At 48.0% G+C, this 17,486-nt stretch carries 8 protein-coding genes; 3 read left to right on the top strand and 5 right to left on the bottom strand.

Features of this window, described 5'->3' with window-relative positions:
• Positions 1-160: 160 nt before the first annotated feature.
• Positions 161-4,393 carry a S8 family serine peptidase gene (locus IQ257_RS01175; protein ID WP_228060317.1) on the bottom strand — a complete coding sequence of 1,411 codons (4,233 nt, stop codon included), beginning with the start codon at positions 4,391-4,393 and terminating at the stop codon, positions 161-163.
• Between the two features lie 525 nt (positions 4,394-4,918).
• The gene (locus IQ257_RS01180; protein WP_193875792.1) at positions 4,919-6,838 is read right to left on the bottom strand and encodes a purple acid phosphatase family protein; all 1,920 of its coding nucleotides are present in this window, start codon (positions 6,836-6,838) and stop codon (positions 4,919-4,921) included.
• A gap of 95 nt (positions 6,839-6,933) precedes the next feature.
• On the opposite strand from IQ257_RS01180, the gene IQ257_RS01185 reads away from it, so the two are divergent.
• The gene (locus IQ257_RS01185; RefSeq protein WP_193875790.1) at positions 6,934-7,380 is read left to right on the top strand and encodes a DUF4332 domain-containing protein; all 447 of its coding nucleotides are present in this window, start codon (positions 6,934-6,936) and stop codon (positions 7,378-7,380) included.
• Positions 7,381-7,387: 7 nt separating this feature from the next.
• On the opposite strand, the gene IQ257_RS01190 is transcribed toward IQ257_RS01185, so the two are convergent.
• Positions 7,388-8,017 (bottom strand): TetR/AcrR family transcriptional regulator, encoded by a 630-nt coding sequence (locus IQ257_RS01190; protein WP_193875787.1) that lies wholly within the window; start codon positions 8,015-8,017, stop codon positions 7,388-7,390.
• 189 nt (positions 8,018-8,206) lie between these two features.
• Between IQ257_RS01190 and IQ257_RS01195 the strand changes: the two genes are divergently transcribed.
• Positions 8,207-9,826 carry a M16 family metallopeptidase gene (locus IQ257_RS01195; protein WP_193875785.1) on the top strand — a complete coding sequence of 540 codons (1,620 nt, stop codon included), beginning with the start codon at positions 8,207-8,209 and terminating at the stop codon, positions 9,824-9,826.
• Between the two features lie 56 nt (positions 9,827-9,882).
• Positions 9,883-11,370 (top strand): M16 family metallopeptidase, encoded by a 1,488-nt coding sequence (locus tag IQ257_RS01200; protein ID WP_193875783.1) that lies wholly within the window; start codon positions 9,883-9,885, stop codon positions 11,368-11,370.
• A 342-nt stretch (positions 11,371-11,712) separates the two neighbouring features.
• Here the strand turns inward: IQ257_RS01200 and IQ257_RS01205 are convergent, their stop codons facing one another.
• Together IQ257_RS01205 and IQ257_RS01210 are read right to left on the bottom strand one after the other, a co-directional pair.
• Positions 11,713-13,029, bottom strand: a complete 1,317-nt coding sequence (locus IQ257_RS01205) for an ATP-binding protein (RefSeq protein ID WP_193875781.1) — start codon at positions 13,027-13,029, stop codon at positions 11,713-11,715.
• A gap of 156 nt (positions 13,030-13,185) precedes the next feature.
• Entirely contained in the window at positions 13,186-17,442 is a 4,257-nt protein-coding gene (locus IQ257_RS01210; protein ID WP_416207920.1) for a tetratricopeptide repeat protein, read from the bottom strand.
• Between the last annotated feature and the right edge of the window lie 44 nt (positions 17,443-17,486).

The raw sequence follows: 17,486 nt of genomic DNA on the forward strand, positions 1-17,486 counted from the left end.
GAAGCGATAAGGAAAAGCGATTGCGCCTGAGAGGGAAGACTCAAGGATGCGATCGCTTAATCAAATTTAACGGATTTTATCTGTGTAGCTGCGGTTACTTAAACAGAAGCTTTACAACCCCTAAGCTGACCGTTAAGTCAACTCATGAGATGAGTACTATCTAGGCGAGGATAAAATCACTGCTGTTGAGGGCATTCGCTTGAATTCCGGTTAAGATAGCGAGGTCTGTATTGAAGGCACTAATACGAGTATCATTGCCATCTTGAATCAGGTCGAGTTGTTGGAACGTGATACCTAGACCACGAATGCCAATCCGGTCAATCTCTAGCTCAAAGTCGGTAATCGTGTGAGCCGCACTAGGAACAAAGCCATTAACAATCCAGAACTGTTCTGCACCATTACCGCCCGTCATGGTACTACCACCATTACCACCGAACAATAGATCATCACCATCGCCGCCCGAGAGTTGGTCATTGAAACCAGCAATGAGGATATCATCACCTTTGCCGCCATCAAGACTGTTATTGCCTGAACCGAACGAGGCATTAAGAATATCATCGCCATCGCCACCTGACAATTGGTCATTGAAGCCAGCTAAGAGATTATCATCACCTTTGCCACCATCAAGGCTGTTATTTCCTGTACCAACAGAAGCATTAAGGATATCATCGCCGTCACCGCCCAAAAGTTGGTCATTCGAGCCAGCGAAGAGGTTGTCGTCACCTTTACCACCATCAAGCAGATTGTTCCCGCTACCATTAATGGCATTGAGGATATCTTCACCCTTGCCGCCTAATAGGTGATCATTAGAACCAGCCAAGAGAACATCGTCACCATTGCCCCCATCAAGCAGGTTATTTCCGCCACCACTGGAAGCATCAAGGGTGTCATGACCACTGCCACCAAATAACTGATCGTTGAGGTTGGCTAACAGTTCATCGTTGCCTTTACCACCATCGAGCAGGTTATTTCCCGCACCATTGGATACATCCAGGCGATCATTGCCAGCTTCACCAAATAATTGGTCGTAGCTATTCCCGATCAGGGTATCATTACCTTTACCGCCGTAGAATTGATTCCCACCAGCGCTGCCTGAGCCATCAACCTCATCGTTCCCAGCCAGGGCAAAAACGATGACGGGACTGTCAGTAATGGTGAGAACATCATTGCCACTGGTGCCAAAAATCGGAGTGGGAGGAATTTTTTGGTTGCCAAAGTCGATGTTCGTGACGGTATCACCAGGGCTGAGAGTTACCTTCTGGCTACCACTGATAGGAAGTGAATTACCCGTGAATGATAAGTTGTCAACCAGCAATCCTGAGTCAACAGCGGTATCTCCTACGTCCACAACCCCGATTCCCAGGGTAAAAGTACCAGCGGTTTGGAAAGTATAGGAGAAGGTGTCAAATCCAGTCTCTTCATTAAAAATGGTGGGAGAGGACACAAAAGAGCTATTTGTATTAGCCAGTGTGTTTAAGGTGTTCGAGACAATCGAAACGAAGCCAAAATCGTTGAAGGAAGTGGGCGTAGCTTCATTCGTGAGGAAGTTCCAATCAAAGCTCAATTGAGTGCCAGCCGACACAGTGACTGTTTGTTTGAGCGCTGAACCAACAGTGGCATTGCCATTGCCCAAACTATCTAAGCTTCCGGAAGTCAACCCTAAGAAAGTTTCTAGTTGGGCATCGCTTACAGAAGCACCGCCGTTAGTGAGTAACGCCTGATTAGTTCCCTCGGTTGGACCCGAACCAAAAGCAGATGTCTCGATAGTAGCGTTACCAGTTGTTTGCCAAGGATCGAAGATGCCCGTTTCAAAACCACCGTTAAAACCAGGGGAAGTCTGCTTCCAACCGGGTTTTAGCACCTCGGCAACGGTGTAAGTACCTGGATTCAGGTTCGTGAAGGTATAGTTACCCTGGATATCGGTTTTCGTAGATGTCTCACCGGAATCGAGTTGACCGTTTTGATTATCATCTAAGTAAATTGTCCAGCCTGCCAAACCTGGCTCATTGGCATCTTGTTTTCCATCCCCATTGAAATCATTCCACTTACTGCCGCTAATTTCTCCTGGCTGAGGTACTCCAATAAACACATTATCGATCGCCCAGTTATCGAAGCCATTACCACTATGATTGATTTGACGCCAGCGGAAACTGGTGCTACTGGTTTGGGCTGCGGTGGGAACTGTTTCGCTAAGTGTTGTCCAACTGGTGAAGTCTTCCGTGTCATAGAGTCCGAGTTGAGTCCAACCGCTACCACCATTGACGGAATATTCCAGTACTACATCTTCCCCTGGATCGGCATTTTCTCCACCATTAGAGCTATCGCCAAAGATTAGGTCGAAGAAGACTGTACCACCACTAGAGACATCCACAAAGTTGGTGGTGGCAAAGCGGGAGTTTCCGCCGGGAGAGCCATTGTTAAACCACAAGGAATTCCCATCACTACCCACAAAGTTGCTATTGGCTGTGCCGTTGGTGATGGTTGACCATTGGCTATTGTCAATGTCTGGATCAAAGTCATCAACAACGCTGTTGAGGATCGGTGGTCCAACAGTTACATTGTCTATTGCCCAGTTATCGAAGTTAATACCACTGTGAGCGATTTGCCGCCAACGGAAGTTGGTGCTACTCGTCTGAGCTACAGTGGGAATCGTCTCCGTTAGAGTTGTCCAAGTGGTGAAGGCTTCAGTATCGTAAAGACCAAATTGGTTCCAAGTGCTGCCATTATTAATAGAATATTCCAGCACCACGTCTTCCCCTGGATCGGCATTCTCGCCACCATTGAAACCATCGCCAAAGATCAGGTCAAAGGTAATCGTGCCGCCATTAGCGACATCTACCAGGTTGGTGATGGCAAAACGAGAGTTACCGCCAGGAGAACCATTGTTAAACCAAAGCGAGTTCCCATCACTGCCAACAAAGTTGCTATTGGCTGTACCGTTAGTGATGTTTGACCATTGGCTATTGTCAATGTCTGGGTCAAAGTCATCAAAGATTACGGGAAGAACTGAAGGAGGGGTAGAGCCAGTGAGGGCACTGTAGGCATTGAGCCGCCCACCTGAAACAGTTATTCCTTGTAATGCTGGAATTGGGTCAACGGTTGCCAGGATGCGATCCTTGACCTGCTGGGCAGTTAGCGTTGGGTCTTGAGACAAAATCAAACTGGCAACGCCTGCTACGTGAGGGCTTGCCATAGACGTTCCACTCTTGAAACCGTATCCACCCCCAGGAATGGTGCTGTACACAGAAGAGCCTGGTGCCCCTAAATCTACGGAAGTAAGTCCGTAATTGGAAGTGCCAGACAACTGCTCGTTATGATTTGTGTTAGCTACGGAAATGATGTTATCCAGGTTGTAGCTGGAGGGGTAATGGGGGGAGAAGTCGGTATCTTGACCACTATTCCCGGCGGCGGCAATGAATAACTGTCCGGCTGCACCAGCCGCCGCGATCGCATCAGACAACCCCTGGGAAAAGCCGCCACCACCCCAGCTATTGTTGGTTAGGTTAGCGCCCATCATCGTGGCATATTCGACTGCCTGAATCGCATCGAAGGTATTGCCGAAACCCGATGCGCCTAGGAACTTGAGCGCCATAATATCAGCCGACCAACTGACACCCGTCACACCGATACCATTGTTTCCTTCGGCGGCGATTGTTCCGGCTACATGAGTGCCATGACTGTTATCGTCAAATGGGTCGTTATCATCATTGGCAAAGTCCCAACCGTAGATATCATCAACGTAGCCGTTATTATCATCATCAATCCCATTTCCGGCAATTTCTCCCGGATTTGTCCACATATTGTCGTTGAGATCGGGATGGTTATAGTCCACCCCGGTATCAATTACCCCAACGACTACGTTGTTTCCGGTTTCAATATCCCAGGCTTCGGGAGCGTCAATGTCAGCGTCAGCCGTACCACCTGTCTGTCCGGTATTGTTTAGCCCCCAAAGTTCATTGAATTCGGGGTCGTTTGGGACTGTTGTATTGATAGAAACGATATAATTGGGTTCGATATATTCAACGGCAGGATCATCCCCATAAAGCGCCATGGCTTCGGCGACGCTCATCCCTTTGATTTCCCAAAGCTCAATGCCCATTGTTTGAGTGGACTCTATCACCTTAGCGCCAAGGCTTGTTTTGAGAGCGTTAATCTGATTAGTTGACGCAATTGATGGGTTAAGTTTAATAATCACCTCACCGGAGGCGTAGTCTGTTCCTTCTACACCCATTGTGCTAGAGAGTTCTTGCACTAAGGCTTGCAACTCTAATGGCTCCATCTCGCGCTTGGGCAAAACTGCTACCTGATCAGTACTATCGTCTTCTACTTCTACTGAACCATTGAGTTCAACTTGGCTGTCGTCGAATTGATCGAATGAATCCTGAACTGGCATAGTTTTCATTCCTTCTATTTTTACTGGAAATACTCTACCTGGCGCTTTCTCTACTTTAGTACCTAAACCCTAAAAAATTTACCTTACTTAACTTATGGGCATAGTAATTATCCTCTGAAACTCTTTTTATCTGAAGGTTACAAGATTCCCTGCAAAAATCCTAGTTAAATTTCTGCAACTTGCTTCACTAATTACTCTGGATAGGGCGGCGGGTTTTACGCACAAATTCGCTTTTTGTTACAAAACTTGACTAATGCCTAAAATTACGATCAAGTTTCGCGGTTCAGAACCCTTATCCTGTAAAGCTTAGAGACTTGATGGCAACAGCCATCCGTCAATCCTTAAATAAGTTTTGGTTACTTAAAGTATTGCTTTGCAACTTATTAAGATGTCTATTCACAAGCGTGTATCTTTTGTCTATTCACAGGTGTGTATGGATCGCCAGTACCGATAGCATACCTTCAGAATTTATATATAAATTTTTGTAAAGATAATGAAATCTTTCGTAAAACGCTTATATGAGTGTCACTTCTTGGAAACGCCCGACTTTTGAACAAAACTAACCTGCTTTAGCTCGCCGCTAACCAACCAAGCCGCTGCAATCAAACTAACAAGAATTAGCAGAATAGTCGCTAAAAGAATCGCCACCCGACTGGAGCTTTTCTGCTCTTGAATCGGTTGAGCGATTCTAAATTCATCGAACTTGACAACCTTAGAAGACGGTTCTCGTGTGTCGAAGCGGTAACTGCTGACTAGCCCCGTCCCCGTGTCTAAAATGCTAAATACTGTGATATCGTTACTGGCAATATAGGATAGGGGTTGATTATCGTCTCCCAGTAGGGGTGCAAGTGTTGGTATCACTGGCTCTAGCCCATTGGGATCACCCGTTGCTATATAGTTTTTGCGATCGCTTTTTGGCACTTGACGCTGCTTATCTCTCATAAAAGCACCGTAAGTATTGCCGACATTCGACGTTTCCAAAAAGTGCATCCCCCTGGAACTCACAAAGCGATTCCAGATATGGGAGTGTCCATACAATACCAGTTGCACACCTGCCGCCTCCAGCAGTGGCACGACATCTCGAATAATGTAATCGGCTTTCTTGGGATACTCGTAACGTACTGCTATTACCTTCCCCTCTGCATCTCGCTCAATAACTTGGATTGGGTCAGTGTAAGGTGGTACGATGTTATCACCCAGCGAATGGGGCGGATGGTGAAACATGACAATCTTATACTTCGCCTGCTGGAACTGTGGGCTGTTCAGTTCTGCTTGCAGCCAATTGTACTGGGCGCTTCCTTTCTTAATCGGTTCAAAAATATGCTGCCCATATCCCCACGCGGTTGGGTTGTTCAAGTCTTTTTCTCGTTCCTGAAACCGTCCCTTGGCATTGGGTTTCTGGCTGGGCGTTCTCCAAATATTGGTAATGTAGAGTGATACTAAGCGGATATCTCCGAAGGTGAGGGCATAATAGTTTTCTTGACTGGGACTACTCTGGGGGAGGGTAAAAATTTCCTTGTAAGTGTCGGTATTAAAGGTGTTATTTCTCAGCCAAATTTCCCGCAAGCTTGGGTCATTTTTTTGATAAATCGCTTCAGCCACTTTACGAGGAATAGGGTCGTTGAACTGGTCGTTCAAGCTTTTATCCGTTGACAACCGCCCCATCACCTCATGGTTGCCTGTTGCTGGAAATAGGGGGGCGTGTTGAATCAATTCACCGCCAGTGTAGGTGGTTTTGATGCCATCTTTCTCCAGTTTGTAATCAGCGTTACCCTGAAGAACAGGAAAAAAAGCACCCTCCTGATTATCATCAAACCATTCCGAAGCGCGATCAGGAATATTCACCAAGTCACCTGCCATGAAAACAGCATCAACTTGCCCAATAGTCTCAGCAACCTTTTGGAGATTTGCTGCTGTCATCGGTTTTTGCTGGTGATCAGAGGTGAGTAGAATTTTCAGGGGGGTTTGGGGTAACGGTGCGGGAGTTAAAGTAAATTGATGGCTGCTTATTTTCTGCCCGTCTTCCCACACACTCGTCACCCGATACGGAATGCGCTTGCCGGGAGTGAGTCCGGTGACTTCTGCTTCGTGCCGCCAGATGTCTCGCATCGTCGGCTGCTGATAAACTTGAGCGTCTTCTGTTTGGTTTCCTACTCTTGATTGCTGGTCTTCCCGGATTCGAGTTAGTTTAGTACTATTAGCGATCGCATGGCGGCTAAGTCCCAGTCCGTAGGCAACGGTGTGGCGCGTTCCAGGAAATTCAGTAAACCAAACGACTCGTACTGAATTCTCTGTGGGCAGTTGCAAAAAGGGTTCGGTGAGCAACTGGGGGGCAGATGTCAGATTGGGTTGCCGAGTGATTAACACGGCGATGGGAGCGAAAACAATAAAGGTGAGAAATAAAGCTGCAACCAGGAGAGAGTAACTGGTCAAACGCCGTATCATTAATGTCAATTTATAATGAATACTAACTGTAGCAGTCACTTACAGCAGTATAAGCTTAAGCTAAGGTAGGAATAGAACGATTTCTGAAAGTCCGTATGCCTGCCAAACCACAAACTAATCGCAGTGCTATCAAAGGCAGTAATTGGTCAATTGAGCAACTGCCCGGATTGAGTGAAGACGATTGCACCAAACTACAAGAACAGGGCATTACTACAACGGGAAAACTGCTCAAAACCGCCAGCAATCCCCAATCCAAGCAGGCACTCGCCAATCAACTGCAAATTAAGTCCCAGTACGTTAACAAATGGGTAGCCCTAGCCGATTTAGCTCGCATACCCGGTATTGGTTGCCAGTACTGCGGATTATTACTACACGCGGGTATTTGTTCGGTGCCTCAACTCGCTCAGACGCCCGTCCACAAACTGCATCAGCAAATCTTGCGATTACAGGTTGCTACCATGCAGCGCCGAGACTTCTGTCCTCAGCTCGAAGAAGTCGCCACATGGATTAAGCAAGCGCGAGAGTTAGCGGTTAGAACATAGTTATTCTTCATCGGCTGCCACCCTGCTCTTTTACTAAAACCCCATTCAAGAAAATATCAGCAATCCCTTCTGCCATTTCCTGCATTGCCTTGGGGGAGGCTCCTGGCTCCATAATCGTGTCATCGCTGAAACCTGCCACGGCAAACATTCCCAAAAATACTTTAGCCACAATCTTGGGATTGGTGCGACGGTAGATTCCCCGTTCCATCGCCGTTTCAAAGAAAGCTTCCGCCACATCCGTCATTTTGGCAATCACTTCTGACTGAAGGCGATCGCGCAACTCAGGGTGAAACTGTGCTTCCATAAAGCAAACTCGCATCATGTCAGCATTTTCGCGCATCCGCATCATCCGCCGTCGCATCACCTGCGCCACCGCTTTGTAGCTCCCCATTTCGCTGAGTTCCGTCAGCAAATCCGTGAGAATGTCTACCCATCCTTGGGTTGCTATCTCAATGAGAATTGCCTTTTTATTTTCAAAATGGCGAAATAGAGTTCCTTCTGCCACGCCAGCTTTAGACGCTAAATCGCGGGTTGTCGTCCCGTTAAAACCCCGACTGGCAAACAAACGTTGTCCAGCTTGCAAGATACGCTGCTTGGTCTCCGTTTCTGACTGAGGTAGCTGATTTAAGATTCGCATGGAACTATAAACAAGGGATTTAGGGCTATTGTTTAACAGCTTATTTCATAATTGGCAAATGCTTCATAGTTTGTCATAAATTCGCCATCTGACGCCATTTAGCGACCTTTTTTCACGCCCAGTTCGACGTAAACTCTTAATATAGTTTTTTTTAATTACCCTAGAAATAGTGCCAATTGCTACCGTTTTATGAGTCAGCTAAGTTTATTTATTCGGCTTTGGAAGCGTTTTGCGATCTGGAGGCAATCTCAATGGGACAGACTGTTGCCAACGCCAGCTTCTGTACCCCTGGTAGCTGTCCTAGTCGCAGCAATGCTGATGTGGGGGAGTACGGCTCCAGTGGCTCTGGCTCGCACCGAGACACCATCAGCCGCCACCGAATCCATTCAGCCTTACTTAGATCGTGTGATTGATCGCGTCACAGAATTTCGTTTGGATAACGGCATCAAGTTTATCGTTCTCGAAAATCACCAAGCTCCAGTTGTGTCCTTTGTCACCTATGCCGATGTCGGCGGTGCCAACGAACCAACTGGGAAAACCGGTGTCGCTCACTTTCTAGAGCATCTAGCGTTTAAAGGAACTCAACGGATCGGAACTGTCAACTATGAAGCAGAAAAGCCGCTCTTAGACCAGTTAGATCAGTTAGCCGAACAAATTAGAGTCGCAAAAGCTACAGGGAAAGAAGCAGAGGTTGCCAAATTACAGGAAGAGTTTTCCCAAGTTGAGGCAGAGGCAGCCAACTTAGCCAAGCAGAACGAACTCGGTCAAATCGTCGAACGGGCTGGGGGCGTGGGTTTGAATGCAGCGACTTCAGCCGATGCAACCGTATACTTTTACAGTTTCCCCTCCAATAAACTAGAGTTGTGGATGTCGTTAGAGTCAGAACGCTTTCTAGAACCCGTGTTCCGCGAATTTTATAAAGAACAAGAGGTTATCCTAGAAGAGCGTCGCCTGCGTACCGATAACTCTCCCATCGGTCAGATGATCGAGGCGTTTCTCGATACCGCTTTTCAGGTACATCCTTACAAGCGTCCGGTGATTGGCTATAACGAAGACATCCGCAACCTCACCCGCGAAGATGTCCAGCAGTTTTTTGAGACGCACTATGGTCCGAATAACCTAACATTCGCCGTTGTAGGAGACGTTGATCCAGCAGAGGTGAAACAACTCGCTCAAACCTACTTTGGACGCTTCAAAACTAAGCCCGCACCGCCGGAAGTAACCGCAATCGAGCCACCCCAGCAACAAGCGCGGGAAGTCACCCTACGCTTACCCTCCCAACCCTGGTACTTGGAGGGATACCATCGACCCTCAATCGACCATCCTGATAATGCTGTTTATGAAATTATCGGTCGTTTGCTGAGTGATGGTCGTACCTCTCGCCTTTACAAGTCTCTGGTAGAAGAGAAACAAGTTGCCCTCTCCGCTCAAGGCTTCAGCGGTTTTCCCGGAGACAAGTATCCCAATTTGATGTTGTTCTATGCACTGACAGCACCAAGAAATACTGTAGAGGACGTGGCGACAGCATTGCGCAGTGAAATTGAGCAGATCAAAACAGAACCCGTTTCGCCTCAAGAATTGGAGCGGGTGAAAACCCAAGCACGAGCCGAACTATTGCGAACCCTTGATTCCAATATGGGCATGGCTCGAAATTTAGTGGAATACGAGGTGAAAACCGGCGATTGGCGCAACTTATTTGAGCAGTTAAAAGCGATCGCCGCCGTTACCCCAGCCGATATTCAGCGGGTAGCTGCATCGACATTCCAACCCGAAAACCGCACCATCGGACGGCTGTTATCAAGTCAATAGTTATTTGTCATTTGACCAATTATCCGTTACATCCGTTACAAAATCCGTTGCCACTAATGACCAAGCCAAAATTAAAAAGTCACAAAAATCGAAAATCGCTTCGCTGGCTAGGGCTTATGCTGATCACAATAGCCCTTGTGGTTGGATTTCGTTTGCCAGCCGCTGCTGCTGAAGCGAGACATTATACCGAGTTAGAGTTTCCTCCCTTATCGGACGTTCAAATACCGGACTACACGCGCTACGAACTCGATAACGGGATGGTTGTGTATCTGATGGAAGACCACGAATTGCCTTTGGTGAGTGGTACGATGTTAATTCGGACTGGCGATCGCCTTGAACCGGCTAACGAAGTTGGATTGGCAGCCATCACTGGGGATGTAATGCGCACTGGGGGAACGACTGAACACCCGGCTGATGAATTAAACCAGTTATTAGAACAACGGGCAGCTTCTGTAGAAACTGGCATTAGTTCAACGGCGGGTAGTGCTAGTTTTAGTACACTGGCAGAAGACGTGGATTTGGTTTTTGATTTGTTTGCGGAGGTACTGAGAAAGCCTGCGTTTCCTCAGGAGAAGATGGATTTAGCGAAAAAGCAACAGGCAGGACAAATTGCCCGTCGCAATGATGATCCCAATGATATTGCCTCTCGTGAATTCGCCAAACTCATTTATGGGGAAAAGAGTCCTTACGCCCGCACGGTAGAGTATGAGACGCTGGATAATATCTCCCGCGAGGATTTGGTGGCGTTTTATGAAAAATACTTTCACCCAGACGATATGATTCTGGGCATCGTTGGGGATTTTGATTCTGCAAAGATGCGCCAGCGCATTCAGGAGGAATTTGGCGATTGGGAACCCGCGTCTGAACCGCCACAGCCGACGGTGCCACAAGCGTCTCAAGCGAAGGAAGGGGGCATCTTTATGGTGAATCAGCCCCAATTAACCCAAAGTTACGTTCAACTGGGGCATTTAGGGGGTCAATTTGACAATCCTGATTATCCCGCATTGGATGTCCTCAATCAGGTACTCAACGGGTTTGGGGGACGATTATTTAACGAAGTGCGATCGCGCCAAGGTCTGGCATACTCAGTTTATGGCTTTTGGAGTCCTCGTTTTGACTATCCGGGTGTATTCCTTGCTGGGGGACAGACTCGTTCAGAGGGAACGGTGCCTTTTATCCAAGCCATCCGTTCTGAAATCGAGAAATTGCGCACCACACCGATAACGCCTCAAGAACTGTCCTCTGCTAAAGATCAGGTGCTCAATTCCTTCGTCTTTAACTTCCAAGACCCTAGCCAAACCTTATCACGGTTGATGCGTTACGAATACTATGGCTACCCGGAGGATTTTCTCTTCCGCTATCAAGAGGGAGTTAAATCGACGACGATTGAGGATGTGCAACGAGTCGCGCAAAAGTACTTGCAACCGGATAAGCTTGTCACCTTAGTTGTGGGAAGTGCTGATACTATTCAGCCACCTCTGACTAGTCTTTCGTCGGATGTAACATCTTTAGATATTGCGATTCCAGAGCCAAAGAGCAGTTAGTAGGGAATGGGGAGTGGGCTTTTGCCGTGAGCGTCAGCCGAACGGGAGTGGGGAGTGGGGAGCTTCCCCGTCCCCTATTCTCGAGATAGGGGTTCGACAAAGTGATAGCAGCCCTTACCCCTAAACATCTTTATCAATGAGAGACAGCACAGACATAAGCTAGCACGATAAAGCCGACACCCGTTAGAAAAATTAGGAATAGAAGACAAAACTGATTGGCATTACACATCTGCTATTCCCCACTTCACGAGGGCTTAGATTGGATTTCAATTAACTATACCTCACTCCCTACTCATTACTCCCTGAAAATCAGTACTTTGTAACTCACATGAGACAGAACCGCTATAAGTTAAATTCGGCAAACTCGCTATCACCATCTCCATTTTTATCAGCACCACTAGCTTGAAACGTTGAACTCTGAATTAATTCCCGAAACGCCACATGAGGGTTTTGCTGAAGAATATTCAAAACGCTGATAAAGTCTCGAACTACCTCACGGGGTGTTGAAAGCTTATCGGCACCCAAACGATTAACGACGGCTTGCTTAAATTCATCTAATTCACGGGCTGAGATGGCTTTCTTATACTTGTAATGAATAGCGTGTACCTCAGCTAAACGTTGCAAAAGGTGGGAAAGTTCTTCCCCCGTCAGGGGTTCTAACTCGATAACCGGTGCGGATGTATCTGCTAACCCTTCTTTCAAGAAACGGCTTTTTGCCAAGCGCATTCGCCAAGCGGCGTCAGCGTGCAATCCCCGACGGGTATCTTCGACAAACTGAGGCGTTCCTCCCACGAAAATGTTCAAATACTCTGCCTTACCCTGCATAGCATCATTAAACATGGCTAGCAGTTTATCGTAGTTAGCTTGGCGGGAAACGGCGTGGGTAATTTTGTACAAGTGAACGGCTTCATCGAGTAATATAATGAGTCCCTTATAGCCGATATCTGATACAAACTTTGCAAATAACTTGATATAGTCGTACCAGGTATTATCATCAATAATAACCCGCACTCCCAATGCTGATTTTGCTTCGGTTTTTGTGGCAAATTCTCCCCGCAACCAGCGCAATGCTGCATCTTTCTTGTCGTCATCATCCTCACGGTAGCCGCGCCAGTATGCAACTATGACATTGGCAAAGTCAAAGCCGTGAACTAAGCCTTCTAAATCATTAACAACCTCTCGAATTTTTAATTCTACTTGGTCATCAAATCCCTCATCCTGAGGGCGTTTTCCCGTCCCTTGGGCAACTTGGTTGAGGATAGTGCTAATCCATTTTTCCAGAATAAGAGCGATCGCACCACCATTCGGATTGGTTCGCGTGGCAATATTGCGCATCAATTCCCGATAGGTTGCCAGCGCCTGATTTTTGCTGCCAGCTAATCGCCGCTCGGGGGATAAATCGGCATCAGCAACCACAAACCCCTGTTCCATAGCCTGATTGCGAATCAGTTGCAGCAAGAAGCTTTTCCCCGAACCATAACGCCCCACAACAAATCGGAAAGCCGCCCCCCCTTCGGCAACGTTGCCTAAATCTTGGGAAAGGGCAGCCATTTCTTTTTCTCTACCAACGGCAATATGATCTAAACCCACTCTCGGCACCACTCCCGAACTTAAGGCATTCAGCAGGGCTGTTGAGACTCGTTTGGGAATTTTTTGCATGATTGTACACTTCAGATCTTGCAGCACTGACGATGAACCTCAAGATACCGTAAGGTGGGCAAAAGTAACTAACGACAGCATAAGTATTTCCGCTCTATAAATTTTGCCCACCTTACCAAGTGCGATCGCTTAATCTCATCGAATAAACCGTCTGCCTCATCTCCATTCGCCCTGAATCGTAAATGCTGCCCAGTAATAGGGACTGTTCCATTGCTCAGTTTCCCACAGTTCCAGTTGTGCGGCTCTAAGGGCGGCGACGGGGTTTAGTCCGTCCGTGAGCATTTTTTGGTAGTATTTTGTCATTAAGCTAGCGGTTGCTGTGTCGTTAACGCTCCACAAACTGACGGCAACACGCTTTGCCCCTGCATACATAAAGCCTCTTGTCAAGCCTACTAATCCTTCACCTTTCACATCTTTACCCAGTCCGGTTTCGCAGGCACTGAGGACGACGAGTTCGGCGGGGAGGTTGAGGTTGAAGATATCGTTGAGGCGTAGAAAGCCGTCTTGTTCAGTACCGTTGGCATTGAAGAGGGAGAGTACCACGCCGGATAATTCGGGGTTGACGGTATTGAGGAGTCCGTGGGTGGCAAAGTGGATGATTTGATATTGAGTGAGGTTGGGGCTAGTGGCGGTGTTGCGGGAGGCGGTAAAATCGAGAGCCTGTAGGCGTTGAGTGTCGGGAACTAGGGATAGGATGGCTTCGGCTTCTTGGCGGCTGTAGATTAGGCGATCGAGCACTGTACCGAGATCGAAGGCAGAACGTTTCACATCGCTGATCTCCCCTGCACCCCCGCTCCCCTGCACCTCTGCACCTCTGCTCCCCCGCTCCTCTGCTCCATTACAGCGTGGATCAGTATCACAGTTAAAGACGGGATCTGCTAGGACGGCGAGGGTTTTGGGTGCGGGGGGGCGGTTGTTGAGTTCGCGGCGTAGGATGGCGATGGTGGATGCTGAGGGGAGGGTGACGATTTCGTGTTTGATGAGGAGAGGAGTGGGGGAGAGTGATTGGTTTGTCGTTGCCATCCGCCAGGGATTAAAATCCCTGTCTAATAGCTGAAGTCGGTTGAAACCGACTAGGGTTTTTTGATCAGTCCGTTTTAACGGACTTGAGCTGTTAGCCCGGAAATTGATTTCCGGGCGAGATGGCGGGACAATCGATATCTGAGCAGTACTCGGTATCGGTAATGCGGCAAAGGGAATGGTTTGCAATACACCGTCCCCAACAATTAGTAAGCGTTTCTCTCCCAATTGTTCAGCAACGGGTGCGATGAGCATTTGGCTCAATTTTTTTGCGGCATCTGAACCAATAGCGTCAGTATCCGGTGATTGCAGTAATTGTTTGAATTCTTCAGCCGCCGCTTCAATATCAGCGCGGGGGGGGAGGGAGTAGCTGCTGATGCTGGTTGGGGTGACTGCCCAGAGAAAGCTGCGGTCTTCACCGAGGGAGTATTGTAACAGCAGGGTGTTAGAGTCGAGGACTTGTTGTTGAATTTCTGCGAGTTTCAGGGGTTGGGGATATTTGAGTGCGGCGTAGCGGGGGCTAGTGACTCGAATTTGGGCTTCGAGTTGTTCGAGTTGGGTGAGGAGGGATTTAGTGTTGGTTTCGATATCGGTTAATTCTCGATTGGTGTATTGAGAGTTGAGGAGTTGGTATTTGCGGTGTTCTAAGGCGTTGAGTTGCTGTTGCAGGGTGCGTTCTTCTTCCAGGAGTTGGGGATCTACGCCTTGGCGGATGTTGGCGTTGGCTTCGGTGAGGAGTTCGACGAGACTGCGGGCGCGGGAACGTTCGGAAGCGTGGAGGGCTAGGGCGTCGTAGCCTTGGGTGGGGTTTTGTTGATGCAGTTGCATCAAGAGGTCGATGTAGAATTGGTATTCACCCTGGTTTTCGGCAAAGTAGGAGGCGCGGAGTTCTTGGCTGCCAATTTTGGTGCGGAGGTCTTCAATAATAGTGATAGCAGCTTCAATTTGAGTTAAGGCTTCGTTGAGGTTGCCTTGGTCGCGTTTAACAAAAGCAATATTACTGAGGGTAACCGCTTCCCCTGCCTTATCCCCAGTTGCCCGAAATAGGAGCAAAGATTGGTTGAAGAAATCCAAGGCTTTTTGCTTTTCTTCTAAGGCTTCGTAGACTGCACCAATGTTATTGAGGGTAGCCGCTTCCTGTGCCTTGTCCCCAGTCGCCTCAGATAAGGGCAAGGATTGGTTGTAGTACTCTAAGGCTTTTTGCTTTTGACCTAAATCGTCGTAGACTGCACCGATGTTACTGAGGGTAATAGCTTCCCCTGCCTTGTCCCCAGTCGCCTCAGTTAAGGGCAAGGATTGGTTGTAGTACTCCAAGGCTTTTTGCTTTTCTCCTAATGCGGAGTAGATTCCACCGATGTTACTGAGGGTAACCGCTTCCTGTGCCTTGTCCCCAGTCGCCTCAGATAAGGGCAAGGATTGGTTGTAGTACTCTAAGGCTTTTTGCTTTTGACCTAAATCGGAGTAGACTCCACCGATGTTACTGAGGGTAACCGCTTCTTGTGTCTTGTCCCCAGTTGCCTTAGATAAGGGCAAGGATTGGTTGTAGTACTCCAAGGCTTTTTGCTTTTCTCCTAATGCGGAGTAGACTCCACCGATGTTATTGAGGGTAATGGCTTCCCCTGTCTTGTCCCCAGTCGCCTGTCTCAAGGGTAAGGATTGATTATAGAATTCCAGCGCTTTTTGCTTTTGACCTAAATCGTCATAGACTCCACCGATGTTACTGAGGGTAACCGCTTCTTGTGTCTTGTCCCCAGTCGCCTCAGATAAGGGCAAGGACTGGTTGTAGTACTCCAAGGCTTTTTGCTTTTCTCCTAATGCGGAGTAGACTCCACCGATGTTACTGAGGGTAACCGCTTCCCCTGTCTTGTCCCCAGTCGCCTGTCTCAAGGGTAAGGATTGATTATAGAATTCCAGCGCTTTTTGCTTTTGACCTAAATCGGAGTAGACTGCGCCAATATTATTGAGGGTAATGGCTTCCCCTGTCTTGTCCCCAGTCGCCTGTCTCAAGGGTAAGGATTGATTATAGAATTCCAGCGCTTTTTGCTTTTGACCTAAGGCGTCGTAGACTGCGCCAATATTATTGAGGGTAACCGCTTCCCCTACCTTATCCCCAGTTACCCGTCTCAAAGGTAAGGATTGGTTGTAGTACTCTAAGGCTTTTTGCTTTTCTCCTAAATCGTCGTACACAAGACCGATATTATTGAGAGTGACAGCTTCCCCTGCCTTGTCCCCAGTTACCCGTCTCAAGGGCAAGGATTGGTTGTAGAATTCCAGCGCTTTTTGCTTTTGACCTAAGGCGGAGTAGACTGCGCCAATATTAGTGAGGGTAACAGCTTCCCCTGCCTTGTCCCCAGTCGTCCGAAATAAGGGTAAGGATTGGTTGTAGAATTCCAGCGCTTTTTGCTTTTGACCTAAGGCGGAGTAGACTGCGCCAATATTAGTGAGGGTAACAGCTTCCCCTGCCTTGTCCCCAGTCGTCCGAAATAAGGGTAAGGATTGGTTGTAGAATTCCAGCGCTTTTTGCTTTTGACCTAAGGCGGAGTAGACTGCGCCAATATTAGTGAGGGTAACAGCTTCCCCTGCCTTGTCCCCAGTCGTCCGAAATAAGGGTAAGGATTGGTTGTAGAATTCCAGCGCTTTTTGCTTTTGACCTAAGGCGGAGTAGACTGCGCCAATATTAGTGAGGGTAACCGCTTCCCCTACCTTGTCCCCAGTTACCCGTCTCAAGGGCAAGGATTGGTTGTAGTAATCTAAGGCTTTTTGCTTTTGACCTAAATCGGAGTAGACTCCACCGATGTTATTAAGGGTAGCAGCTTCCCCTGCCTTGTCCCCAGTCGTCCGAAATAAGGGTAAGGATTGGTTGTAGAATTCCAGCGCTTTTTGCTTTTGACCTAAATTGGAGTAGACTCCACCAATATTATTGAGGATAGTAGCTTCCTGTGCCTTATCCCCAGTTGCCCGACTCAAAGGTAAGGATTGGTTGTAGTAATCTAAGGCTTTTTGCTTTTGACCTAAATCGGAGTAGACTCCACCAATATTATTGAGGGTAGTAGCTTCCTGTGCCTTATTCCCAGTCGCCTGTCTCAAGGGTAAGGATTGGTTGTAGTACTCTAAGGCTTTTTGCTTTTGACCTAAAGAGTCGTACACAAGACCGATATTACTGAGGGTGACAGCTTCCCATGCCTGATCGCCCACAGCATGATACAGGGGTAGCGCCTCTTCCCATTTTCCAATCGCCTGTCGCAAAGACTCTGCCGTTCCTTGCCGATATAGCTGCATTCCCTCCTGAAAAGCTTGTTCCGCCGCAGCGCGAGTAGCATCTTCCGCAGTCGCTTCCCCCTGTTGCGCTACCTCCACACTTACCCGCCCAGAAGTCTCACGGGCAATTCCCAAACCCGCCCCAACGTCTAATAAGACTCCAAGGGTGACAACTAGAG

Source organism: Coleofasciculus sp. LEGE 07092 (genome assembly GCF_015207375.1).
Classification (GTDB): domain Bacteria; phylum Cyanobacteriota; class Cyanobacteriia; order Cyanobacteriales; family Coleofasciculaceae; genus LEGE-07092.

Bases quoted from the DNA above. Each gene is read 5' to 3' on its own strand.
- IQ257_RS01175 (WP_228060317.1), bottom strand. From the start codon at position 4,393: ATGCCAGTTCAGGATTCATTCGATCAATTCGACGACAGCCAAGTTGAA.
- IQ257_RS01180 (WP_193875792.1), bottom strand. From the start codon at position 6,838: ATGATACGGCGTTTGACCAGTTACTCTCTCCTGGTTGCAGCTTTATTT.
- IQ257_RS01185 (WP_193875790.1), top strand. From the start codon at position 6,934: ATGCCTGCCAAACCACAAACTAATCGCAGTGCTATCAAAGGCAGTAAT.
- IQ257_RS01190 (WP_193875787.1), bottom strand. From the start codon at position 8,017: ATGCGAATCTTAAATCAGCTACCTCAGTCAGAAACGGAGACCAAGCAG.
- IQ257_RS01195 (WP_193875785.1), top strand. From the start codon at position 8,207: ATGAGTCAGCTAAGTTTATTTATTCGGCTTTGGAAGCGTTTTGCGATC.
- IQ257_RS01200 (WP_193875783.1), top strand. From the start codon at position 9,883: ATGACCAAGCCAAAATTAAAAAGTCACAAAAATCGAAAATCGCTTCGC.
- IQ257_RS01205 (WP_193875781.1), bottom strand. From the start codon at position 13,029: ATGCAAAAAATTCCCAAACGAGTCTCAACAGCCCTGCTGAATGCCTTA.